Here is a 23,011-nt window from a genome sequence, read left to right as displayed (position 1 = left end):
ATGATTAGTCAGGCGCGGTTTTTGTCTATAAATCCTTTAATATTTTGTTCTGATTTCGTTTTCCATATGCTACTCTCAGGATGACAATTCGGTTATTATCATCGTCAATAATGTAATACGCTATATAATTATCAACAAGAAATCTGCGGACATCGTAATTATTTAAGAATTGATTCTCGACAATGTGCCCGGTTTTTGGACTCTTGCATATTTCTTCAAGTTTATCTTCAAAAGCATTCAAAAAAGCAGCCGCTGCATCAGGATTGGATAGATCATTTGAAATATATGAGAGGGTCTCGTCGATATCTGCTTCTGCTATTTCGGTTAATTCATAATAATATCTTTTAGAGGCCATGTCTTTCCCTCAGCTTTTTTATGGCTTTTCTTCCATCAACGGTCCTGTCATTCTCATAATCAGAAATACCTCTATTGATAAGAGTTGCCTCGTCAATCTTTCTCATGGTACGCTCATAATAATCTATATCCATTACAACAAGCTTTCCGTATCCGTTTTTGGTGACAAAAACAGGCTCATTGGATTCGGTGCATCTGCGTTCGATTTCTACTGTGTTCTTTAAATCTCTCATTGGAATTATCTGCATAATATTTTTCTCCTTTGTGGCTAAATTATATACCAAATATAGCCACAAAACAATGCTCAAGTTGTATAATTATCGTGATAATCTTGGGTGGAAAATGCAAGCTCAAACTATTATACTTAATATATATTGATAAATGTATTGGTATACTTAAAAGCCGGAGACGCCCTTGGATACACTTGAGTCTATGAGAAGAATAATAGTAATTGGTATGTGGTGCTTATTAATTATGGTGCTTATGACTTCTTGTACTGGGGAAAATGACAATGCCGTCAGTAACTCATCTATAAATACCGTTGATTCATCAAATAAGGAAGCATCAGAGCCGGACCAAAAAGATGATTGTTTTGAATCCTCAAGTTATATTTATGAAGACAGTGCTGTGGCGCAGTATTTAGAGGATTATGATCAGTTTTGGGATGAAATTGAAACAAACTATCCTTTTTATACTATGCTGGATGATCTGGGGATAGATGTTCAAGGCATAAAAGATACATATCGCGAAAATGTATATAAAGTTGAAGGGCCGGAAGGTCTAATGGTTATTTTGAATCAGGTATGCAGGCAATTAGGCGGATATGCGCATTTGTCTGTAGTCGATAAGCATACTTTTTTGGTATACAAAGATGCATATGAAGCCAGAAAAGATTTATACAATCCATGGTATGAAGTATTATCAGATGATAAGACTTTGAAACTATATGGAATGGAAGATGTAGAGAGTGAATCTACCGTTGATGAAGACACTGTCCAAACAGAAAACTCAAAATACGCATTTGTTAGAAGTAGAGTGATTGATGATGACATAGTATATATTCACTTTGGGAGTTTTGAGCACTTCACCGTTGATGCTGATCGAAATGTTATGAAGGATTACCTTGGAAAATATAAAGATTATAGCAATATAATCATAGATATCTCTGATAATCCGGGGGGAGATGATACATATTGGATGGAAAATATTGTTGCTCCTTTTGGCGGAAAATATGATTATAGCGAGCAATATTATTTTGCTGATTCACCCCTATTTTGGAATTTCTTCTCTAAAGGCAATGATGCAGAAATTATACATTTAACTCCTAAAGAGCAAGAAGACATAAAGAGCAAAACAGGTATAGATAATATCTCAATCAAACAAGAGTATAAGCAGGTATGCGATTTCACAGATTCTGTAGAAAGATCATTAAATACAGAAGCTAAGCGTTGGTTACTAGTCGGTGATATAACATACTCTTCAGCGGATTCTTTTGCATCTTTTTGCAAAAAGACGGGGTGGGCTACAGTTGTGGGCACACGTACAGGTGGATGTGGGAGCTTGCCTCCTGTTTTTGTACGCCTTGATAATACTGGTGTGTGTTTTAAATATACAAACGCTGTAAAGATAGAAGAGGACGGACGAGTAAACAATATATATGGTACGATGCCGGATATTATATCCAAAAAGAATGAAAAACCGTTGGATACAGTTTTGCGAGTGTTAAAAAGCGAAGACCAGTAGTTTTTATTAAATGAGGTTTGTGAGTTGAGAAGAAAAATCTTTATACTCTGTTTATTACTTAGCGCTTTGGGTATCTTTGCTTGCGCAAATGCCGGTTATACAGAGGATTTTGCTCGGAAAAACGCTTTTATAAGCGAATCTGCGGATTTTGAAAATACCTCTATATACTTAGAAGATTATGATCAATTTTGGCAAGTGCTTGAAGATTATTATCCATTTCTTCCTTTGCTACGAAATATGGATATAGATGTTGAAGATATAAAGAAATCGTATAGGGAACAGGTAACAAAGATAGATAGCGCCGAAGGGTTGAAGGTAATCCTTGATCAGGTAACCAGACAGCTTGGTAACTATGCACATCTTCGCCTTGTTAATTATGATGATATAAAACTATATCAAGGGCTGGAAGAGGAGGGAGATTTCAGTTCTAAAAGATGGTGTGAAGTACTGCTTAATGAGAAGACATTGGCATTATTTAAAGATGAATCTGAGTCTGAAGAGCCTATAGATAAAAACGGCTCTTCAAATTTTCGCTTTGTAAGCCATAAATATCTTGACGATTATGATGCTGTATATATTCGGATTGATTCATTTACGCATTCATCCGTTATGTCGGACAGCTGTCTAATGGAGTATTGCCTTAAAGGGCATGAAGATTGTGAGAATATCATTTTTGATATAACAAGTAATGGAGGCGGCGATGCAAGCTACTGGTTTGATAATATAGTTGCTCCTTTGGGAGGTGAATACAGTTATCACCAGGAATTATATTTTATTGATTCTCCGTTGTACAGGGAGTTCTATGATAATGGGAGTGGCTCTTTTGAGCATTTAAATATGGATTATAGTGAAAGGAAAAAAATAGAGGAAATAACAGGGATTGATGACTTGTCTATAAAAAGCAATGTTGATTTCAAATTCTATGGTGAGAACTATGGGAATGATATAATAGAAAATCACGCAAAAAAGTGGCTGCTTGTAAGTGAAGATACGTATTCTTCGGCTGATATGTTTACGGATTTTTGCAAGCAAACCGGCTGGGCAACAGTTGTAGGAAGACGAACAGGCGGAGACGGGGTATGTGATCCGGTTGTAGTGATGCTGGATAATACAGGAATATGCATACGCTTTACACTTGCAGTCAGATTGAATGATAAAGGTTTGGTCAATAATCTCTATGGCACTGTACCTGACATTATATCTAAAAAGAACGAAAAACCGCTGGATACGGTGCTTAGGTTGATAAAAGAAGGAAGGAAATGAAGATGAGACGACTATTTTTAGGAGCAAGTATATTATTGGTAATGGGTATGTGTGCCGCATGCTCACAACAAGCAGATACAGTACAACATACTGCACAAGCTGCAGATGTTCAGACTGATTCTACGATAGAGACTGTTAGAGATATTATTTTACCAGATACATCTTCATGGACAAAGCAGTTAGCTAATGAAGGAGAAACTCTCCAGGATCTGGATTTCAATGAGCAGGAGGATAAGATTGTTTTATCTTATAAGGACGTAGAGGGGAGTCAGAGGATTCAAGACTTTTACGTGCTTCTTAATGGAAATACTACAGTGAGTATTTCAGATGATGATAGGCTGTCACAGGAAGAACTGGAAGATAGATCATTAGAAGATATTTTGGCTTTTGATTTTGACCGGGATTCAAATCCTGAGTATGTATTTCTATTTGATACTCATGGTGCCGGAGGAAATGGTACACATGATGCCTGGGTGTTGTGGGTAAGTGATATGCCGCGCTTTGAACTCTTTGATCTTCTTGATTATTATGAGGAGGGTGAAGGTACAGATTCAGAAGGCGGCCTGGATACCCTTTATCAGATTCAGCGGGTAGAGGGTGATGCTTCCAAGATGCAGACTTATCAATACACATATATGGATGGGCATTCAGATTATACTGGAGATCTGGTGTCGTTAATTGGATATGATAGGGATCAAAAAGCATTTGTGGTATTAGATTCATGGAAAGAGAATATTGAAGATTAACAAAAAAGAGGCTTTTGCTGGTTATACTACAGCGAAGCCTCTTTTTCTATGGATTTGACTGTGGTAAGATATGAGCAAATAATCTGCTTTGGCAGGGAGGAATAATTATGAGTTTAGAGGGTAGGACTATCAGGTTTACCAAGATGCAGGGAGCCGGCAACGATTATGTATATATAAACGGAGAAGCTGAAAATATCCCTGATGAAGATAAGGCTGAGCTGGCCAGACGTGTATCAGACAGGCATTTTGGGATAGGAAGTGATGGACTGATCTTTATCAATCCAGATCCCAATGCTGATTTTGAGATGGAGATGTACAATGCAGATGGCTCCAGGTCTGAGATGTGCGGCAATGGTATCAGATGCGTTGCCAAGTATGTGTATGATCACAAGATGACTGATAAGACAAAGGGGCTGGCTATCAGTTCTTTTGGCAGAGTAAGATTTCTGGACCTTCAGACATCAGGGGGACTGGTCACAAGAGTACGTGTGAATATGGGAGCGCCTGAACTTATTCCGGCATCTATACCGGTCAGCACACAAAAGTTTGGCTCTATGGACAAGATTGTAAATGTACCTATCCCTGTAAAGGACAGGAATTTCTACATGACCTGTGTATCCATGGGTAACCCTCATGCTGTGGTCTTTTTGGGCGAGAATGAGAGTCTGGAGAACTTTGATATAGAGAAGTACGGTCCGGATTTTGAGAATCATCCTTATTTCCCTCAGAGGACCAATACAGAATTTGTGCATGTAGACAGTAAGAAGAGCGTTCATATGAGAGTATGGGAGAGAGGCACCGGCGAGACTCTTGCTTGTGGTACCGGCTGCTGTGCTACTGCTGTAGCCTGCATATTAAACGGGCTGACTGATGATGAGATCACGGTCAATGTACTTGGAGGCAAGATAATCTGCAGCTGGGACAGGGAAGAAAATACTGTGTATATGACAGGGCCTGCAGAGACAGTATTTGAGGGTGAGATAAAGTTTTGACAGTTTATGAGCTGCAAAGAGCTGTATACCGGATGACAGGCGGGAGCTATTATGCGTATACTGTACTATCACTGGAACGAGTTTACTGCTGAAGATACCATAGATTGCATGACAAGACTTGGGCACGAGCTGGTAATCTTTCGCTGCCCTTGGAATCTGTCAGATCAGGATGAACATTTTGAAGGAAGGCTGGAGGAAGCCCTAAGAGAGGGAACTGCCACGCCTTCTTTTGATATGGTATTTAGCTGGAATTTCTTTCCTATAATCTCCAGGGTCTGTCAAAGGGAAGGGGTTCCTTATGTCTCATGGGTATTTGATTCTCCTCATTTTCCCCTTGCATCGGTAGATGTGATAAATGATTGTAACAGGATATACCTCTTCGACAGGGCTCTGGTGGACCTATATAGAGAAAAGAATGTGACTACTGTCTCTTATGCTCCCCTGGGAGTCAATTCTGAGAGGCTGCGCAGGCAGATGGCTGCTCTTGATGGGGGAAGTAGGGTGTATGAACATGAGATATCCTTTGTGGGTAATCTCTATAATAATGAGTACAATTTTTATGATCTGGCCAGAGAGCTGATGCCTGACAAGCTGGGAGAATACCTGGATGAACTTATGGATAAGCAGCTCCCATATTTTGACAGGGATTATCTGGGAGATGATAAGCTCCTGCCTGCCTCTATGGTGAGGGAGCTGAGTGGATATCTCAGGATAGATGTATCCGGAGGCAGATATATATTTGATGAAGATATACTCCTAAGGGACATATTAAAGAAGAAGGTGACCCAGCTGGACCGCGCAGTTTACCTTCAGATGCTGGGCATGGAGCACAAGGTGGATCTGTATACCAAGCATGACGGCCCCAGCCTTGATAATGTATGCGATATGGGAGAAGCTGATTACCTGGAGCGGATGCCTCGTATATTCCACAGATCCAGGATCAATCTGAATATCATGATGAGGTCCATCAGAAGCGGTATGTCCCTGAGAGTCCTGGATATACTGGGCGCAGGCGGTTTTCTCCTGTCCAGCTATACATCCGAGCTTGCAGAGTATTTTGAAGATGGGAGCGAGCTTGTCATATTCAGAAATGCCGATGAGCTAAGGGACAAGGCGGCCTATTATCTAAAAGAGGAAGAGAGCCGGGCTGCCATTGCTCAAAGAGGCTGCATTAAAGCTCTGGCGGACTTTGATTATATGAAGCTCCTGCCACGTTTGCTAAAATAGGCCCCTTTATTTAGGCGTGATCATTTATCCGGATGACATGGCATATACATTCTTTGAGCTTTGGTCAGTAAATATATAAATATACAGTAATAGGCTCTTTGTGTGCATATTTTACATTCATTCCATGAAAAAAGAATAAATTTTGGCTAATATTTGATTGTCTCTGTTACTTTGATGTGCTAAACTATCTTTTGTCAGCGTACAAATGTCCGCATGGCGCGTACATTGTTTCGGAATAGTTTTTTGTAGGAAGTATTGATATCAGGGATTATCATGGGAGAGCACACAGGTTATTATGTGGTACGCCGCCAGGCAGTACCGGAAGTCCTGATCAAAGTAGTGGAAGCCAAGAAGCTTCTTGAATCAGGCAAGGTGAGAACGGTAAATGAAGCTGTGGAAGAGCAGGGTATCAGTCGCAGCTCATTTTACAAATACAAAGATGATATATATGAATTTCATGATACTCTTCAGGGAACCACTTTTACCCTGACTCTTCAGATGAATGACGAGCCCGGAGTATTGTCGGATGTCCTGTCTATCATAGCGGATTCAGGTGCTAATATCCTGACTATCCATCAGTCAATCCCGATTAACGGAGTGGCCAATCTTTCTGTATCCTTGCAGGTACTTAATGAATCGGCGAGCGCTACAGACCTTGCTGCGGCCATTGAGAGGAAAAGGGGCGTGCATAAGGTCCAGATAAGTGGACGAGGCGCCGATATATCCTGAGAAAGATATTTATTGTAGTAATATTATTTATCAGATCTTACGATCATGATCATATTAAGAGCTTGTTTAGGAGGAATATATGGCTAAGGTAGCAGTATTAGGGTACGGAACAGTGGGAAGCGGCGTGGTACACGTTGTGGATGTTAATAAGGAGCTGGTGGCAGAGAGTGCCGGACAGGATGTGGAGATCAAGTACATCCTGGATTTGAGAGATTTTCCCGGAGATCCTCATGAGGCTCAGGTAGTACATGATTATGACATTATCTTAAACGACCCTGAGATAGATGTTATCTGCGAGACCATGGGAGGTCTGGAGCCTGCATATACATTTGAAAAGAAGGCTCTGATGAAGGGCATCAGCGTGTGCACATCCAATAAAGAACTGGTAGCGGCTCACGGTCCTGAGCTTGTAGCTATCGCTAAGGCCAATAACTGCTCTTATCTTTTTGAAGCATCTGTAGGCGGTGGTATTCCTATCCTTCGTACACTTAATACCAGCCTTCGTCACGAGAAGATCGATCAGATCACAGGTATATTAAATGGTACTACCAACTATATCCTGACCAAGATGGACAAGGAGAAGGCAGGCTTTGCAGAGACTCTGAAGGAGGCTCAGGACAAGGGTTACGCAGAGAGAAATCCCGAAGCTGATATCGAAGGCTATGATGCCTGCAGAAAGACTGCTATCCTGGCTTCACTGGTAAGCGGCGAGTATGTATCCTATGAAGATATAGAAACTACAGGAATCACAGCTGTCAGTCAGGAGGATTTTGCCTATGCCAGAGCGCTGAACATGTCCATCAAGCTTCTGGGAATGGTCAAGAGAAATGATACAGGCTTCTTTACCATGGTATCTCCTTTCCTTTTGCCTGCTGAGCATCCGCTGGCATCAGTCAATGAGGTATTCAATGCTATCGTGGTACATGGCAACATGCTGGGCAATACAATGTACTACGGCAAGGGAGCAGGCAAGGATGCAACAGCATCTGCAGTAGTAGCTGATATGATCGACCTGGTAGCTCACAAGGGTCAGCACATAAATGTCAATCTGACAGACAAGCCTGCATCCCTTTCTGACAATGGAAGCTATGTACACAGATTCTTTGTCCGCACATCTGATGAGTGCGCAGAAGAGGCCAGAGAGATCTTTGGCGAGTCTGTTGAGCAGGTTACAACAGATGAAGTATTTGGTGAGTTTGCATTTGTTACAGATCTGATATCCGAAAAGGATTTTAGGGATAAATACGAAAAGCTGTCAGTCAAAAAGGGCTTCCTCAGGGAGCTGTGATAGCATTAATAAGCATCTGATGGAGAGGAAAAGGGGAAATGAAAAAGGTAGTAAAATTCGGAGGCAGTTCACTTGCCAGCGCAGAGCAGTTTAAAAAGGCCGCAGACATCGTACGCAGCGATGCCGACAGAAGATATGTGATACCCTCCGCACCGGGTAAGCGTAATTCCGGAGACAAGAAAGTAACCGACATGCTCTATGCATGTTATGCACTTGCTGAGAAAGACAGAAACTTTGACGTGGCTCTGGCTGATATAAAGGCCAGATATGACGAGATCATACACGGCCTGGGACTTGATTTCAGCCTGGCAGATGATTTTAAAGAGATCGAAGAGAACTTTAAGAATAAGGCAGGAAGCATGTACGCAGCTTCCAGAGGTGAGTACTTAAACGGCAAGATCATGGCAGAGTATCTGGGATTTACATTTGTAGATTCTGCAGAGGTTGTCAGATTCAAGGAAAACGGCGATTTTGACAGCGAGACTACCAACAAGCTCATGGCAGCAAGGCTTGCTGATATTGAGACTGCAGTAGTTCCCGGCTTCTTTGGAGCAGATGATAAGGGCAATATCGTGACCTTCTCAAGAGGCGGCTCCGATATCACAGGCTCTATCGTGTCCAGAGCTGTAAAAGCTGATGTATATGAGAACTGGACAGATGTCAGCGGCTTTATGATCGCGGATCCCCGCATCATCAGCCATCCTCAGTCAATCAGCATGATCACATACACAGAGCTCAGGGAGCTGGCTTACATGGGTGCTTCCGTACTCCATGAGGATTCTATCTTCCCTGTCCGCAAGGAAGGTATCCCGATCAATATCAGGAACACCAACAAGCCTGAGGATGAGGGTACATGGATCGTAGAATCCACAGCCCGCAAGTCCAAATATACCATCACCGGTATCGCAGGCAAGAAGGGATTTTGCTGCGTGAATATCAGCAAGGACATGATGAACTCTGAGGTAGGCTTTGTAAGAAAGGTCCTTCAGGCCTTTGAAGATCACCAGATATCTATTGAGCATGTTCCTTCAGGTATCGATACCATGACAGTATTCGTCCATGAGGATGAATTTATCAGCAAGGAACAGGCTGTTGTAAGTGAGATCCACAGATTGGCTAAGCCCGACATGCTGGAGATTGAGTCTGACCTGGGCCTTATCGCTGTAGTGGGACGTGGTATGAAGTCCACGAGAGGTACTGCAGGCCGTATCTTCTCAGCTCTTGCTCATGCCAATGTCAATGTCAGGATGATCGATCAGGGCTCTTCCGAGCTGAATATCATCATCGGCGTTGAAAACAGAGATTTTGAGAAGGCTATCAGAGCTATCTACGACATCTTCGTAGAGACACAACTATGAACGACATAGAAGTGCATCCATGCACTTCTAAGCATGTCGTAATACATCCGTGTAAACACGACATAGAAGTGCATCCATGCTTATATATAACTTTAAAGCTACCCGCGACATAAGTCGCGGGTTTTTTACATGGAGGATATCATAATTCACAGATATTTAATTGCTGTTAATCTTCTTTTGTTTTATCATTACAGATATGCGAAATTAGTAAAAAGATATAATGCATGATCTGGAGGTTATGATGGCAGTATCGGACGACATAAGAAAACAACATGAGAAAGTCAGAAAGAAAGGCTTTAAGGCAGGAGTGAAGTATTTTTGGGATTATTACAAGATACCTACAGCCGTAGTGCTATTTGTGGTGATCCTGGTAGTCTCTCTTGTGAGAGATATGCTCAATTCCAAGCCTTACGGATTTTATTGCACCATGTTTAATGTACAGAGCTCTCTGGAAAGCGGTAATATCGGAGAGCGGATGGAAGAGGAATTTACAGAGTATTCCAGTCTGGATGAGACTAAGTATACCTGCTACATAGATACTACTGCTATGCTCAATGTGACAGGATATGATGAGATCACAGTGGCCACCAGGCAAAAGATAGCGGCTATCACCGCGACTGCTGAGCTGGACTCACTTATTGCAGATCCTACGGTATTTGAGATGTATTCCATGGCCGGTTATTTTATGGATCTGGCTGATGTGATAGGGCAGGATGGCCTGGAGAAATACAAGGACCAGATCTATTATGTGGACCAGGCAGCTATAGATAAGGCCCAGGAAGATGTATACGATGTCGCGGCAGAGGAATCAGAGGGCAGATACGAATGGTATGATGATGATGCTGCAGCGGACAGTCAGGACGGAGCAAACGGCGATGACGCAGAGCCTGCTGGTGAGGATAATACTGACGGGACTGAAAACTCTGATGGACAGGGTCCTATAAAGTCAATGCAGCAGCTCATGGAAGGCGGACAGATAGTCCTTACTGCCAGAGATGAATTTGAACTTCCTGATCCTTCTCTTATGGAGAAGCCTGTGCCTGTAGGTATCGTGATCACTGATGCGCAGTATCTGGAAGAGACAGGAGCCTACAGCGGGACAGTGCCTATATACGGCGTACTGGCTAACTGTTCAAGGCCTGCCATGGCAAATGAGTTTTTGGAATTTCTCTATAAAGATAACTAAAAATAGATAAAAAATCGATAACTATAAAAGATAACAAAAAGCCCAGGCGAAAAGTTTTTATTTGAACTATAAAAACAACATAAAAATCATGAGAAAAGGTCTTGCATCTTTTTTAAAAGTAAGATAACATAAACGCTAATTAAAATTTTGACCAAATGGTCTAAATGGAAAGGATCGAAATGTACGAACTCGATTATGTAGAAACACTGGTAAAAAGAAAACCTCAGCCACTTTTTATTGCTTTGAAATATATTCTTGGTTTTTTCACTGTAGTATTTTTTCTTATGTTCATGACAGGCGGTGCTCTCCTTAATCTGGGAGGCATAGTAGGCGCAGTGGTATTTTTGATACTGACTGCAGCATCCGGCGCCGGCTGCTATTTTGCCAATCTTAATTCCAATATCGAATATGAATATCAGTACTGCGATAAGGAGATCACAGTAGACAGAATCTATAACAAGTCTTCCAGAAAGAGGGCAGCTACCTATGAGCTTAGCAAGATGGAGGTATTCGCTCCCGTATCTTCCTCAAGACTTGATGCTTTTAAGAATAGGAATTACAAGGAAGTGGACTTTGGAAGCGGAGTTATTGAGAGCCCCGACAGCCGTTTTATCATGTATTATGACGGCAAAGAAAAGGTTACCTTTAATCCCGATGAGAAGCTGATCGCAGCTGTTTATGCCGCTGCACCCAGCAAGACCGTTAAGGCTTGATGCAGGTACTAATTAACACTTTTTATATATAAGGAGAAATTATGGGCAAGATTATCGGTGAAGGCATTACATTTGACGACGTATTACTGGTTCCTCAGTTCTCTCAGGTCATCCCCAATCAGGTGAGCCTGGAGACCAATCTGACTAAGAAGATCAGACTCAACATCCCTATGATGAGTGCAGGAATGGATACCGTTACTGAGCATGATATGGCAATTGCCATGGCTCGTCAGGGTGGTATCGGTATAATCCACAAGAATATGTCTATTGAAGCTCAGGCAGAAGAAGTAGATAAGGTAAAAAGGTCTGAGAACGGCGTAATCACCGATCCTTTTTCACTTTGTCCCGAACATACACTGGCAGATGCTGACTCCCTTATGGGCAAGTTCAAGATCTCAGGTGTGCCGATCACCGAAGGCAAAAAGCTCGTGGGCATCATCACCAACAGAGATCTGAAGTTCGAAACAGATTACAGCCGCAAGATCAAGGATGTAATGACCTGCGAGAATCTGGTAACAGCACCTGCAGGCACTACTCTTGAAGAGGCCAAGGAGATACTGGGCAGATCCAAGAAGGAGAAGCTCCCTCTGGTAGACGAAGATTATAATCTGGTAGGTCTGATCACAATAAAGGATATCGAGAAGGCTGTTAAGTATCCTCTGGCAGCCAAGGACAGTCAGGGCAGACTCCTCTGCGGAGCCGGCGTAGGCATCACTGCTAACTGTCTGGAGCGTGTACAGGCTCTGGTTGATGCCAAGGTTGACTGTATAGTACTGGATTCAGCTCACGGACATTCCGAAAACGTTATCCGTGCTCTTAAGATGATCAAAGAGAAGTTCCCGGATCTGGACGTGATCGCAGGTAACGTAGCTACAGCTCAGGCTTGCAAGGATCTCATCGAAGCAGGCGCTGATGCTGTCAAGGTAGGTATCGGACCCGGTTCCATCTGTACTACCCGTGTAGTTGCTGGTATTGGTGTGCCTCAGGTATCAGCAGTCATGAACTGCTATGAAGTTGCCAAGGAGTATGGTATCCCGATCATCGCAGACGGCGGTATCAAGTACTCAGGTGATATCACCAAGGCTATCGCTGCAGGTGCCAGCGCAGTAATGATGGGCTCCATGCTGGCAGGCTGTGATGAGGCTCCCGGTGCTGCAGAGCTCTATCAGGGCAGAAAATATAAGGTATATCGCGGAATGGGTTCCATCGCTGCTATGGAGAACGGTTCCAAGGACCGCTATTTCCAGGAAGGCGCCAAGAAGCTGGTACCCGAAGGCGTTGAAGGCCGCGTAGCATATAAGGGTATGCTGGAAGATACAGTATTCCAGCTGATCGGTGGTCTCAGATCCGGTATGGGATATTGCGGCTGCGATACAGTTGAGAAACTCCAGGAGAACGGCCAGTTCGTAAAGATCACATCCGCAGCTCTTAGAGAGAGCCATCCTCATGATATCCATATCACCAAGGAAGCTCCCAACTACAGCGTGGACGACAGTCAGTAATATGGCATTTCCCAAGCTCCCTCTTGCAAAGAGGGAGCTTTTTTATCCCACTTTTACAAAAGCTTTATTCATGATATGATTAAAAATGACCATCTGTATCCTGGGTTTATGGATATGAGGAGTCAGTAAAATACAAAAGGTTGGTTTATAAAATGGCAGAGAAAGAGCTGAATCCTACAGAAAGTAGGAACTTTATCGAAAACGAGATTGACAAGGACCTGAAGGAGGGCGTCTACGATCATGTGCAGACGAGGTTCCCTCCTGAACCCAATGGTTTCCTTCATATAGGACATGCCAAGAGCATACTCCTCAACTATGGTATTGCTCAGGAATATGGCGGCAAGTTTAACATGAGATTTGATGATACCAATCCTACCAAGGAGAGAAGCGAGTTCATGGATTCCATTATCCGTGATGTGAACTGGCTGGGTGCCGATTATGAGGACAGACTCTTTTACGCATCTGATTATTTTGATCAGATGTATGAGTGTGCTGTCAAGCTGATAAAGAAGGGCAAGGCTTATGTATCAGAGCTGACTGCCGAGGAGATGAGAGAATACCGCGGTTCACTCACTGAGCCCGGCAAGGATGATCCAAACAGGGACAGAAGCGTAGAAGATAATCTGCGTATGTTTGAAGAGATGAAGAGCGGCAGCGTAGCTGACGGCGCCATGACTCTCAGAGCCAGGATCGATATGTCATCCCCTAATATCAACATGCGTGATCCCATTATATACAGAGTTGCTCATATGACTCATGCCAGGACAGGAGACAAGTGGTGCATCTATCCTATGTACGATTTTGCTCATCCCATTGAGGATGCTATTGAGGGTATCACTCATTCTCTTTGCACTCTGGAGTTTGAGGACCACAGACCCCTCTATGACTGGGTTGTAAAGGAATGCGAATTTGCTGCTCCTCCCCGTCAGATCGAGTTTGCCAAGATGTACCTGACCAATGTGGTAACAGGTAAGAGATATATCAAGAAGCTGGTAGAAGACGGCGTGGTAGACGGCTGGGATGATCCCCGCCTTGTCACTATCGCAGCTCTTCGCCGCAGAGGCTACACACCTGAGTCTATCAGGAAGTTTGTAGAGCTTCTGGGAATCAGTAAGGCCAACTCTTCTGCAGAGATGGCTATGCTGGAGTATTGTATCCGTGAGGATCTCAAGCCCTCCGCCAAGAGGATGATGGCAGTGCTCAATCCTGTAAAGCTCATCATAGACAACTATCCCGAGGGCGAGACTGAGGATGTAGTCATTGAGAATAACAAAGAGAATCCTGAGCTGGGAAGCAGAAAGGTTACATTTGGAAAAGAGCTCTTTATCGAAGCCGAAGACTTTATGGAAGAGCCCCCCAAGAAGTATTTCCGTATGTTCCCAGGTAATGAGGTCCGCCTGATGAATGCATATTATGTGACATGTACAGGCTGTGACAAGGATGAAAATGGCAATATTACCTGCGTCCATGCAACATATGATCCTGCTACCAAGGGCGGAGATTCTGCTGACGGACGTAAGGTCAAGGGTACTATCCACTGGGTCAGCGCTGCAGATTCCAAAGAAGTGGAAGTAAGACTCTACGAAAACCTTACAGATGAGGAAAAAGGGGTATATAATGAAGAGGACGGATCTCTTAATCTGAACCCTAATTCCATCACTGTGTTAAAGAATGCAAGGGTTGAGAAAGAGCTGGCAGAAGCAAAGTATCCTGACAGATTCCAGTTTGTAAGAAATGGATTCTTCTGTGTAGACAGCAAAGACTCCAAAGACGGTGCACCGGTATTCAACAGAATAGTATCCCTTAAGAGTTCATTCAAGCTCTCATGATGGAGGACAAACACATGTCATTTCTTTCAGGACTAGATAAGTTTGGCTTAGGTAATCTCAAAAGCGAGAAGGTGTTCGAAGAAAAGCCCCAGGAAAAGCCTAAGGAAGTTGAGAAACCAAAGGTAGTATCTGCTTCGGCTCAGGTGGTTGATGAGAAGAGCCTGGTATTTGAGAAGAAATATATTTGTCCTGTTTGCGAGACGGAGTTTACTTCCCTGACTGTCAGGACCGGCAAGGTCCATGTCAAGGAAATAGAGATCGATCTACATCCTATATATGATCTGATGGATGAACTAAAGTATGACATTGTTGCATGCCCTGATTGCGGATATGCGGCCCTTGCCAGATATTTCGCAAGCGTTACCAGGAGGCAGATTGATAATATCAGGCAGAAGGTCTGCATGAATTATAAGCCCAATAATAATTATTATGAGAAATATACCTATCAGGATGCTGTAGACAGATACCAGCTGGCTCTGGCTAATGCCATAGTCAAGGATGCAAAGGCTTCCGAAAAGGCATATCTGTGTCTTAGGTATTCCTGGCTGCTGAGAGGTATCCTTAAGCAGGATCCCAGCGAGAGAGATGAGAGCTATACCAAAGAGAAACTGGAGGAGCTTGAATCTGAATCCAAGGAACTCCTTAAGCTGGCTCTGGACGGTTTCGTGGATGCCAAGCAAAAGGAGAGCTTCCCTATTGCAGGTATGAATACCATTACCTTTGATTATTTGCTTGCAGCTCTCTTTTATGAGAATGGTGATTACAGCAGTTCTAAGAGGCTGATAGGTGAGCTGTTGGTATCAAGGTCAGCTCCCAGCAGCATCAAGGAAAGGGCCAGAGATATCAAAGATCTCATTGCCCAAAAGGAAGGTCGTAATCAGATTGAAGAAGATGATTATGATGATGCATGATCCCATGTCTTTTGGAGCACAATGAAAATGCATGTAATTTATTTATTGCGGCTTTTGTGAAAATATGAAACAAACAAAAAGGCATCCGCTTTATGCGGATGCCTTTTAAGAAGCAAACGTAAAATATGAGAGCTTATAGAAGCAGCTTATCACTTATCGCTGGTTTCGTCTGTCTCATCATCAAAGAACTCTTCACTGTCATCGTCGCTGCTCTCATCGGCCTCATCATCAGAGCTGCTGTCATCAGCATCCTTGGAAGGGCTTGTGATATTGACATAACCTCTTCCTGAAGCAGCCTCTGCATCTTCATCGTCGAAGTCGTCGAAATCATCAAAGTCATCATCCTCGGGATCTGTATCAAGACTTCCTGATGACTTGTTCATATAGTAATAAGCGCCTGCACCTGCAGCAGCAACCAAACCACACAGGAATAGAAACTTACCAAAACCATTCTTGGAACCAGACATGTATAACCACCTTCCCGCGCAAAATGCGCTATGCATTAGCTAATTTTTTAATCAATGCCCCGCAATACTTATATTGTAATGATATAGTCGACAAAAGTCAAAAAGGAGTTAACTGTAATGGAGGAGAAATTTTTTGATCTGAAAAAAGAGAAGCAGGACAGGATCTTCAACGCTGCCATGGAAATCTTTGCGGTAAATGGATATGACAATGGCTCAACCCAGGAAATAGTAAAGAAGGCGGGGATCAGTAAGGGACTTTTGTTTCATTATTTTGAGACCAAGAAAGAGCTGTATTATTTCCTCTATGATTACTGCTTCAGAGTATTACAGCTTGAGGTACGAAGCAGCTCTCCGGCTACAGGCGAAGACTATTTTGACCTGGTATACAGGCTTGTGGATATAGAGACCACGATCATGGGGCATTATCCCTATATGATAGCTTTTCTGGAGAAGGGGGCTGAGGTAAAAGATCCTGAACTGGATAAGATGCAGGATATGTACGCTGATTACAGAAAGCTTTTGTCAGACTATCTGGAAAAGGCAGATATAGAAAATTTAAGGCCTGAGGTGGACCTTATCGCCTTAAAACGTCTGGTACATGTGGCTATCTGCGAAGTCAGGAGGAGACTTGGGGAGAAGGGGATGCTGGAGCCCATAGCATACAAGGCAGGCATAAGCAGGTATTTGGACATGCTGGTTAAACTTTCCAGGATATGTCGTGTATCTTATTACATAGAAGTGCATCCATGCACTTCTGATCATGTAAATGATACATCCTGTATCAGATTACATAGAAGTGCATCCGTGCAAGTTAAATACGCGTCCAGGAGGTAGCCATGAACAAGATCGTTGTAGCAGGTATTACCCAGCTAGAAACTGTGGTACATGTGGACAAGATCCCCTTTGACAGCTCTGAAAAGATTTATCAGAGGCCTGTTTTTATAGGTGGTGGTGGTGATGCCTATAATGAGGCACTGGCGCTTACCTGGCTGGGTGATGAAGTGTATTTTATGTCCATGGCAGGAAGAGATGTTAATATCAATATCTTCAATCCTCCGGGAACAGGCATAGATTTTGATACTACCTATATCCTTCAAAACATGGATTATACTCCCAATGAAGTGATATTCTATGATGACGATCAGAGGCAGATGATCTTTGAAGATCTAAAAGGTATCAGAGATGTGGGATATGATCTGTCAATGCTGCGTCCTATCATGTCATGTGCAGACTGTCTTCTGGTATCCAATGCCAATTTCTGCAGACCCTTTGTCAAAGAGGCTGTTGCCCAGAATAAGAAGATATGCCTGAACCTTCGTTACTACAGGAAGGAAAAGGAGATCTACAATATGGATTTCCTGGAGAATGCCAATATCATGTATTTCTCCGATGACTCTATTGATATGGATCCTTACGATTTTGTAAGGGATATGGCGGCCCGCTTTGATCCTGAGATCATCATCCTGGGACAGGGTAAGGACGGTCTGATACTCTACGACAAGAGAAGGAATATCTGCGTGCATTATAATTCCGTGGCTACCAACAAGGTAAAGAACACACTTGGCGCGGGTAATGCACTTATTGCTACCTTCCTGCATTACTTCCTGGAAACGGGAGACAGCGTAAGGGCTATCAAGAAGGGCCTTTTGTGTGCATCCTACAAGACAGGATTTGAGAGGACCAGAGAAGGTTATATGACTCCCGAACAGGTAGATCAGTGGCACAACCTTATCTGGAATGAAGAGAAGGTTACGGACAAGTACGGTGTATCTGAGCAGTAAAGTATATTTAAATATGTGATATAAGGGCAGTCTGTAGTTGCAGGCTGCCCTTTTTCAGGACATCCGGATTGCTGAGATGCTTTATTGTGACAGGTGTGTATACCCGGTTATATATAAAATAATCAAGATAACCCACCACCTTTAGGTGGTGGGAATATCTTGATTACGGGTGCGGGGTTATAAGCCCCGTACCCGTAGAACTGCGTCAGCAGTGATTTTATAACGAGCAAAAAGCGAAGCGTTTGCGAGTTTAACAAGCTGTTTTATTACTGGAGGTTAAGCGATAAATCTTTTTATAAAAAAATGTTTGAAAACGTTTTCCGAGAATGCTATGATGAAAAATAGGGGCACAACTATGTGATAAATAGGATCTGCCCTTATATGTAAACGCTGCAAAATGCAGCATGATCAGTGTTTTAGTAATAATAAGTGAGAGGGATTGTTATGGCAAAGAAAGAAGAGATGAAAAAAGCAAAGAGAAGAAGCGGTGTCCTGATGCCTGTGTCTTCACTTCCGTCACCTTACGGTATCGGAGGATTTGGAAAGAGCGCCAGGGATTTTGTGGATTTCCTGAAGAAAGCAGGACAGAGCTATTGGCAGATATTGCCTTTGGGACCTACCAGTTACGGTGATTCTCCTTACCAGTCATTTAGTACTTTTGCCGGTAATCCTTATTTTGTAGATATAGATACACTCATCGGCAGAGGCTTTCTTACTGAAAAGGATGCAAAGAAATATGCCTGCAGATCAGATCACTATGTGGATTACAGTGAGCTCTATAAGAAGAGAATGGCTCTTCTCAAGCTTGCATATAAGAACAGCGGCATCAGTGCTTCTTCTTCAAAGAGCCCTGATCCAAAGTATGTAAAGGCTTTTGCGGCATTTTGCAAAGAGAATGCCTGGTGGCTTGATGATTATGCACTCTTTATGGCTCTCAAGGATTCACATGGTGGTGTCAGCTTTGATAAGTGGCCTGAGGGCGAGAAGAACAGGGATGAGGCTACTCTGGACAAGCTTAGGGACAAGTATGCTGATGAGATAGATTATGTAAGATTCATTCAGTTCGAGTTTATCGTAGAGTGGACAGAGCTCAAGGCATATGCCAACAGGGAAGGAATAGAGATAATAGGAGATATCCCGATCTATGTATCTGCGGACAGCTCCGATATGTGGGCTAATCCCGCCCTCTTCCAGCTGGATGACAATAACCAACCTACAGGCGTGGCAGGATGTCCTCCCGATGCATTCAGCGCTACAGGCCAGCTCTGGGGCAATCCTCTCTATGACTGGGATTATCACAAGAAGACAGGCTATGACTGGTGGATGAAGAGGATAGCTCATTGCTTCAAGCTCTATGACGTGGTCAGGATTGATCACTTCAGAGGCTTTGATGAGTATTATGCTATTCCTTATGGTGATGAGACCGCAGAGTTTGGTAAGTGGAAGAAGGGACCCGGATACGACCTGTTTAGGGCTATGAAAGAGAAGTTTGGAGACAGCCTGAGAGTCATCGCAGAGGACCTGGGCTATCTTACACCTTCTGTTATAAAACTAGTGCAGAGAACTGGCTTCCCGGGAATGAAGGTGCTGCAGTTTGCCTTTGATTCAAGAGAGGACAGCGATTATCTGCCTCACAACTATACCCAGAACTGCGTAGTATATACAGGCACACATGATAATGAGACTACACGCGGCTGGTTTGAGACATGTCCCTCAAAGGACAGGACTTTTGCAAAGCAGTATCTGGATATCCATAGCAGAAAGGATATCGCATGGAAATTTATCCGCTGCGCTCTGGGCTCTGTAGCCGATACCTGCATCATTCCCATCCAGGATTACCTCAATCTGGATGACAGCGCCAGGATCAATACTCCTTCCACTCTGGGCGGCAACTGGGAGTGGAGACTCGTTGAGGGCGATTTGACAGATGAACTGGCAGAGCGTATGCTGACCATGACCAGAATGTACGCTAGATTCTGATCATAAGCTTAATATACGGAGTAAAGTCATGGGAATGGAGATTGAGAAGAAGTATACTGTTAAGAACTTGCCGGAAGAACTTGATAGCTATCCATATCATCTCATAGAGCAGGGTTATCTGAATGTAAGACCTGCTATCAGAGTGAGAAAGCAGGATGATATCTATTACATGACATATAAGGGCGCGGCAGGAGTGATGGCCAAGGAAGAGTATAATCTGGAGCTGGATGAGGAGTCCTACAGGCACATGCTCTCCAAGGCTGATGGCAATATCATCACCAAGAAGCGCTATCTCATCCCTCTTAATGAAGATGCCTTTACTAAGGAGGCCATTGCTGCTGACAGGGCTCTGTCAGAGGCACTGGATAAAAAAGAGATGGTCATCGAGCTGGACGTATTTATGGGCAGGTTTGAAGGGACAGTTGTTGCAGAAGTGGAATTTCCCTCATTAGAGGCTGCCGCAGCATACAAAGCTGCAGACTGGTTTGATGAGGACGTAACGGAGGACCCCAGGTACAGAAACTCCTATATGAGCAGGCTCCCGTGACATCTTGCAGCCAGATTGTATCTTAAGCAGATATAAGTGATATCTCGTCCCGGAAAGGATCCTTTCCGGGACTGTTTATGTCCCCGGGATCCTGTTTTAAAATACGAAAAAAAGACTGGCAATGTATTTACACATGTGTTACAATCCTTTAATGGCTGTGTTTATCATTATAGTCTGATTGATTATTATCCGACTGCCATCGCGGCGATACGATGAACCGGAGCAGCCGGTAAGTATATTGTAGTTTAAGGAGGATCCGATCTAAAATGAAGGTTAATGTTGAGAAGTTAGAGAAGAGCATGGCAAAGCTGACTATCGAAGTTCCTGCTGAGGAGTTCGAGAAGGCTATCGAGGAGACATACAAGAGGGAGAGAGGTCGTATTCAGATCCCCGGTTTCCGTAAGGGTAAGGCACCTCGTAAGATGATCGAGAATATGTATGGTTCAGGCGTATTCTATGAAGACGCTGCCAACAGCCTGATCAATAACAACTATCCTCAGGCTCTTAAGGAGTGTGGTGAGGAGGTAGTATCCGATCCCAAGATCGATGTTACTCAGATCGAAGCCGGCAAGGATTTCATCTTCACAGCAGAAGTTGCTCTTAAGCCCCCGGTAAGCTTGGGCAAGTACAAGGGTATCTCCGTATCCAAGCAGGATACAGAGGTAACAGATGCAGATGTTGATGCTGAGCTTGAGACAGAGAGAAACAAGAACTCAAGAATGGTTGATATCACAGATCGTGCAGTTAAGAAGGACGACCTTGTAAAGCTTGATTTCGAAGGCTCTGTAGACGGAGTTGCTTTCGACGGCGGTAAGGGCACAGATTATCCTCTTACTATCGGTTCCGGTTCTTTCATTCCCGGATTTGAAGATCAGCTCATCGGTGCTGAGATTGATAAAGAGACAGAAGTTAATGTTACATTCCCTGAAGATTATCAGGAAGCAAGCCTTGCAGGTAAGGCTGCAGTATTCAAGTGCACAGTAAAGGGCATCAAGGAGAAGCAGCTTCCCGAGCTTAATGATGAGTTCGCTTCCAACGTATCTGAGTTTGAGACTCTTGATGAGTTCAAGGAAGATCTGAAGAAGAGGATCGCTGATCGTAAGACAGCTCAGGCTAAGGCTGCCAAGGAAGATGAGTGCGTTAAGGCTCTTATCGAGGATTCCGAGATGGAGCTGCCTGAAGCAATGGTAAAGACTCAGCAGAAGCAGATTGTAAATGAGTTTGCTCAGAGAATGCAGTATCAGGGCCTGACCATGGAGCAGTACTTCCAGTACACAGGCACCAATGCTGAGAAGATGATGGAGCAGGTTAAGCCCCAGGCTGAAGAGCGTATCAAGAGCCGTCTGGTACTTGAGGCAGTTGTTGCAGCTGAAGGTATCGAAGCTTCTGAAGATGATGTTAACGAGCAGATTAAGAAGATGGCTGAGCAGTACAGAATGGACGAAGCTAAGGTTAGGGATCTTCTGGGTGATGATCTTGACCAGCTCAAGAAGGACATTGCTGTTCAAAAGGCTGCAGATTTCATCGTAGAGAATGCGAAGGAGTCCAAGAAGGCTAAGAAGGCTGACAAAGAGTAATCTATAATGCAATAATTATGAGGCCGGCTGAAGTTAATATCAGCCGGCTTCTTTGTTTTAAATGGCCTTTTGAGATTTTTAAGACTTATTTCATTGATTAAAAGTCTTTTAAAGGGTAAACTGTTTATGTAGTATGTCTATTTCAAAATATAGGTATAGCATGCTCAAACCTAAACTAAAAGACTGGAGGCATAAATAATGAGTTTAGTACCTTACGTCATAGAACAGACCAGCCGCGGTGAGCGGTCTTATGATATTTATTCACGACTGCTGGAAGACAGGATCATCTTCCTGGGCGAAGAAGTCAATGCGACCAGCGCCAGTGTAGTAGTGGCACAGCTCCTCTTCCTGGAGGCAGAGGATCCCAGCAAGGATATCCACCTCTATATCAACAGCCCCGGTGGTGAGATCACTTCCGGTATGGCTATCTACGATACCATGCAGTATATCAAGTGTGATGTATCCACTATCTGCATCGGTATGGCAGCCAGCATGGGCGCCTTCCTTCTGGCAGGCGGCACCAAGGGCAAGAGACTGGCTCTGCCCAATTCCGAGATCATGATCCATCAGCCTTCCGGCGGATCACAGGGTCAGGCTACTGAGATTGAGATCGCAGCTAAGCATATCCTCAAGATCCGTGAGAATATGAACAAGATCATGGCTGAGAACACCGGCAGGACCTATGAAGAGATCGCCGATGCTACAGAGCGTGATAACTGGATGAGCGCTGAGGAAGCATTGAAGTTTGGCCTGATCGATACAGTGGTCAGCTCAAGGAGCGAGTCCGGCGAAGCTAAGGACAAGAAGGATAGATAATA

General features: G+C 43.6%; 22 protein-coding genes. 19 read left to right on the top strand and 3 right to left on the bottom strand.

Going from position 1 to position 23,011, the window contains the following annotated elements; translation table 11 throughout:
* Window positions 1-25: 25 nt before the first annotated feature.
* Together G636_RS0104380 and G636_RS0104375 are read right to left on the bottom strand one after the other, a co-directional pair.
* Window positions 26-355, bottom strand: coding sequence for a type II toxin-antitoxin system RelE/ParE family toxin (locus G636_RS0104380; RefSeq protein WP_026507038.1), 330 nt, complete (start codon window positions 353-355; stop codon window positions 26-28).
* Window positions 345-587, bottom strand: coding sequence for a prevent-host-death protein (locus G636_RS0104375; protein WP_330363902.1), 243 nt, complete (start codon window positions 585-587; stop codon window positions 345-347). Before G636_RS0104375 ends, G636_RS0104380 begins: the two co-directional genes overlap by 11 nt.
* A 181-nt stretch (window positions 588-768) precedes the next feature.
* On the opposite strand from G636_RS0104375, the gene G636_RS0104370 reads away from it, so the two are divergent.
* From G636_RS0104370 to G636_RS0104310, 13 genes are all read left to right on the top strand, one after another.
* Entirely contained in the window at window positions 769-2,097 is a 1,329-nt protein-coding gene (locus G636_RS0104370; RefSeq protein ID WP_081668260.1) for a S41 family peptidase, read from the top strand.
* 24 nt (window positions 2,098-2,121) lie between these two features.
* Window positions 2,122-3,360 (top strand): S41 family peptidase, encoded by a 1,239-nt coding sequence (locus tag G636_RS0104365; RefSeq protein WP_155832317.1) that lies wholly within the window; start codon window positions 2,122-2,124, stop codon window positions 3,358-3,360.
* Window positions 3,357-4,106: a hypothetical protein gene (locus tag G636_RS0104360; protein WP_026507034.1), complete on the top strand. Its 750-nt coding sequence runs from the start codon at window positions 3,357-3,359 to the stop codon at window positions 4,104-4,106. The genes G636_RS0104365 and G636_RS0104360 overlap by 4 nt, the downstream gene beginning before the upstream one ends.
* A 128-nt stretch (window positions 4,107-4,234) precedes the next feature.
* Complete coding sequence (dapF, locus tag G636_RS0104355; protein ID WP_026507033.1) at window positions 4,235-5,098, top strand: diaminopimelate epimerase; 864 nt, start codon at window positions 4,235-4,237, stop codon at window positions 5,096-5,098.
* A 51-nt stretch (window positions 5,099-5,149) separates the two neighbouring features.
* Window positions 5,150-6,325 carry a CgeB family protein gene (locus G636_RS0104350; protein WP_026507032.1) on the top strand — a complete coding sequence of 392 codons (1,176 nt, stop codon included), beginning with the start codon at window positions 5,150-5,152 and terminating at the stop codon, window positions 6,323-6,325.
* Window positions 6,326-6,598: 273 nt separating this feature from the next.
* On the top strand, window positions 6,599-7,054 hold the full coding sequence (locus G636_RS0104345; RefSeq protein WP_026507031.1) for an ACT domain-containing protein: 456 nt from the start codon (window positions 6,599-6,601) through the stop codon (window positions 7,052-7,054).
* A 79-nt stretch (window positions 7,055-7,133) separates the two neighbouring features.
* A complete protein-coding gene (locus G636_RS0104340) occupies window positions 7,134-8,342 on the top strand; it encodes a homoserine dehydrogenase (protein WP_026507030.1) in 1,209 nt (402 codons plus the stop codon).
* 38 nt (window positions 8,343-8,380) lie between these two features.
* Window positions 8,381-9,700 (top strand): aspartate kinase, encoded by a 1,320-nt coding sequence (locus G636_RS0104335; RefSeq protein WP_026507029.1) that lies wholly within the window; start codon window positions 8,381-8,383, stop codon window positions 9,698-9,700.
* A gap of 220 nt (window positions 9,701-9,920) precedes the next feature.
* Entirely contained in the window at window positions 9,921-10,886 is a 966-nt protein-coding gene (locus G636_RS0104330) for a hypothetical protein (RefSeq protein ID WP_196803029.1), read from the top strand.
* Between the two features lie 164 nt (window positions 10,887-11,050).
* Window positions 11,051-11,599 carry a hypothetical protein gene (locus tag G636_RS0104325; RefSeq protein ID WP_026507027.1) on the top strand — a complete coding sequence of 183 codons (549 nt, stop codon included), beginning with the start codon at window positions 11,051-11,053 and terminating at the stop codon, window positions 11,597-11,599.
* 41 nt (window positions 11,600-11,640) lie between these two features.
* Window positions 11,641-13,101 carry an IMP dehydrogenase gene (gene guaB / locus G636_RS0104320; RefSeq protein ID WP_026507026.1) on the top strand — a complete coding sequence of 487 codons (1,461 nt, stop codon included), beginning with the start codon at window positions 11,641-11,643 and terminating at the stop codon, window positions 13,099-13,101.
* 152 nt (window positions 13,102-13,253) lie between these two features.
* Complete coding sequence (locus G636_RS0104315; protein WP_026507025.1) at window positions 13,254-14,930, top strand: glutamine--tRNA ligase/YqeY domain fusion protein; 1,677 nt, start codon at window positions 13,254-13,256, stop codon at window positions 14,928-14,930.
* 14 nt (window positions 14,931-14,944) lie between these two features.
* Window positions 14,945-15,841, top strand: a complete 897-nt coding sequence (locus G636_RS0104310) for a DUF2225 domain-containing protein (RefSeq protein WP_035778740.1) — start codon at window positions 14,945-14,947, stop codon at window positions 15,839-15,841.
* Window positions 15,842-15,990: 149 nt separating this feature from the next.
* On the opposite strand, the gene G636_RS17280 is transcribed toward G636_RS0104310, so the two are convergent.
* The gene (locus G636_RS17280; RefSeq protein ID WP_051226509.1) at window positions 15,991-16,308 is read right to left on the bottom strand and encodes a hypothetical protein; all 318 of its coding nucleotides are present in this window, start codon (window positions 16,306-16,308) and stop codon (window positions 15,991-15,993) included.
* Between the two features lie 117 nt (window positions 16,309-16,425).
* On the opposite strand from G636_RS17280, the gene G636_RS19320 reads away from it, so the two are divergent.
* From G636_RS19320 to clpP, 6 genes are all read left to right on the top strand, one after another.
* The gene (locus tag G636_RS19320) at window positions 16,426-17,142 is read left to right on the top strand and encodes a TetR/AcrR family transcriptional regulator (RefSeq protein ID WP_051226508.1); all 717 of its coding nucleotides are present in this window, start codon (window positions 16,426-16,428) and stop codon (window positions 17,140-17,142) included.
* A gap of 2 nt (window positions 17,143-17,144) precedes the next feature.
* On the top strand, window positions 17,145-18,089 hold the full coding sequence (locus G636_RS0104295; protein WP_026507023.1) for a carbohydrate kinase family protein: 945 nt from the start codon (window positions 17,145-17,147) through the stop codon (window positions 18,087-18,089).
* Between the two features lie 444 nt (window positions 18,090-18,533).
* A complete protein-coding gene (gene malQ, locus G636_RS0104290; protein WP_026507022.1) occupies window positions 18,534-20,069 on the top strand; it encodes a 4-alpha-glucanotransferase in 1,536 nt (511 codons plus the stop codon).
* A 34-nt stretch (window positions 20,070-20,103) separates the two neighbouring features.
* Window positions 20,104-20,616 (top strand): CYTH domain-containing protein, encoded by a 513-nt coding sequence (locus G636_RS0104285; RefSeq protein WP_026507021.1) that lies wholly within the window; start codon window positions 20,104-20,106, stop codon window positions 20,614-20,616.
* A 266-nt stretch (window positions 20,617-20,882) separates the two neighbouring features.
* Window positions 20,883-22,193, top strand: a complete 1,311-nt coding sequence (gene tig / locus G636_RS0104280; protein WP_026507020.1) for a trigger factor — start codon at window positions 20,883-20,885, stop codon at window positions 22,191-22,193.
* Between the two features lie 198 nt (window positions 22,194-22,391).
* Window positions 22,392-23,009, top strand: coding sequence for an ATP-dependent Clp endopeptidase proteolytic subunit ClpP (clpP, locus tag G636_RS0104275; protein ID WP_026507019.1), 618 nt, complete (start codon window positions 22,392-22,394; stop codon window positions 23,007-23,009).
* Window positions 23,010-23,011: the final 2 nt, after the last annotated feature.

The organism is Butyrivibrio sp. MC2013, from assembly GCF_000424585.1.
GTDB lineage: Bacteria > Bacillota > Clostridia > Lachnospirales > Lachnospiraceae > Butyrivibrio.
This window is presented reverse-complemented; position numbering and strand designations above follow the sequence as displayed.

What these genes read in the sequence shown, in the direction of transcription:
- G636_RS0104350 (WP_026507032.1), top strand. Translation starts at nt 5,150, where the DNA reads ATGCGTATACTGTACTATCACTGGAACGAGTTTACTGCTGAAGATACC.
- G636_RS0104375 (WP_330363902.1), bottom strand. Translation starts at nt 587, where the DNA reads ATGAGAGATTTAAAGAACACAGTAGAAATCGAACGCAGATGCACCGAA.
- guaB (WP_026507026.1), top strand. Translation starts at nt 11,641, where the DNA reads ATGGGCAAGATTATCGGTGAAGGCATTACATTTGACGACGTATTACTG.
- G636_RS0104295 (WP_026507023.1), top strand. Translation starts at nt 17,145, where the DNA reads ATGAACAAGATCGTTGTAGCAGGTATTACCCAGCTAGAAACTGTGGTA.
- G636_RS0104340 (WP_026507030.1), top strand. Translation starts at nt 7,134, where the DNA reads ATGGCTAAGGTAGCAGTATTAGGGTACGGAACAGTGGGAAGCGGCGTG.
- clpP (WP_026507019.1), top strand. Translation starts at nt 22,392, where the DNA reads ATGAGTTTAGTACCTTACGTCATAGAACAGACCAGCCGCGGTGAGCGG.
- G636_RS0104315 (WP_026507025.1), top strand. Translation starts at nt 13,254, where the DNA reads ATGGCAGAGAAAGAGCTGAATCCTACAGAAAGTAGGAACTTTATCGAA.
- G636_RS0104360 (WP_026507034.1), top strand. Translation starts at nt 3,357, where the DNA reads ATGAAGATGAGACGACTATTTTTAGGAGCAAGTATATTATTGGTAATG.
- malQ (WP_026507022.1), top strand. Translation starts at nt 18,534, where the DNA reads ATGGCAAAGAAAGAAGAGATGAAAAAAGCAAAGAGAAGAAGCGGTGTC.
- G636_RS19320 (WP_051226508.1), top strand. Translation starts at nt 16,426, where the DNA reads ATGGAGGAGAAATTTTTTGATCTGAAAAAAGAGAAGCAGGACAGGATC.
- G636_RS0104345 (WP_026507031.1), top strand. Translation starts at nt 6,599, where the DNA reads ATGGGAGAGCACACAGGTTATTATGTGGTACGCCGCCAGGCAGTACCG.
- G636_RS0104285 (WP_026507021.1), top strand. Translation starts at nt 20,104, where the DNA reads ATGGAGATTGAGAAGAAGTATACTGTTAAGAACTTGCCGGAAGAACTT.
- G636_RS17280 (WP_051226509.1), bottom strand. Translation starts at nt 16,308, where the DNA reads ATGTCTGGTTCCAAGAATGGTTTTGGTAAGTTTCTATTCCTGTGTGGT.
- G636_RS0104380 (WP_026507038.1), bottom strand. Translation starts at nt 355, where the DNA reads ATGGCCTCTAAAAGATATTATTATGAATTAACCGAAATAGCAGAAGCA.
- G636_RS0104310 (WP_035778740.1), top strand. Translation starts at nt 14,945, where the DNA reads ATGTCATTTCTTTCAGGACTAGATAAGTTTGGCTTAGGTAATCTCAAA.
- tig (WP_026507020.1), top strand. Translation starts at nt 20,883, where the DNA reads ATGAAGGTTAATGTTGAGAAGTTAGAGAAGAGCATGGCAAAGCTGACT.
- G636_RS0104330 (WP_196803029.1), top strand. Translation starts at nt 9,921, where the DNA reads ATGCATGATCTGGAGGTTATGATGGCAGTATCGGACGACATAAGAAAA.
- G636_RS0104335 (WP_026507029.1), top strand. Translation starts at nt 8,381, where the DNA reads ATGAAAAAGGTAGTAAAATTCGGAGGCAGTTCACTTGCCAGCGCAGAG.
- G636_RS0104325 (WP_026507027.1), top strand. Translation starts at nt 11,051, where the DNA reads ATGGAAAGGATCGAAATGTACGAACTCGATTATGTAGAAACACTGGTA.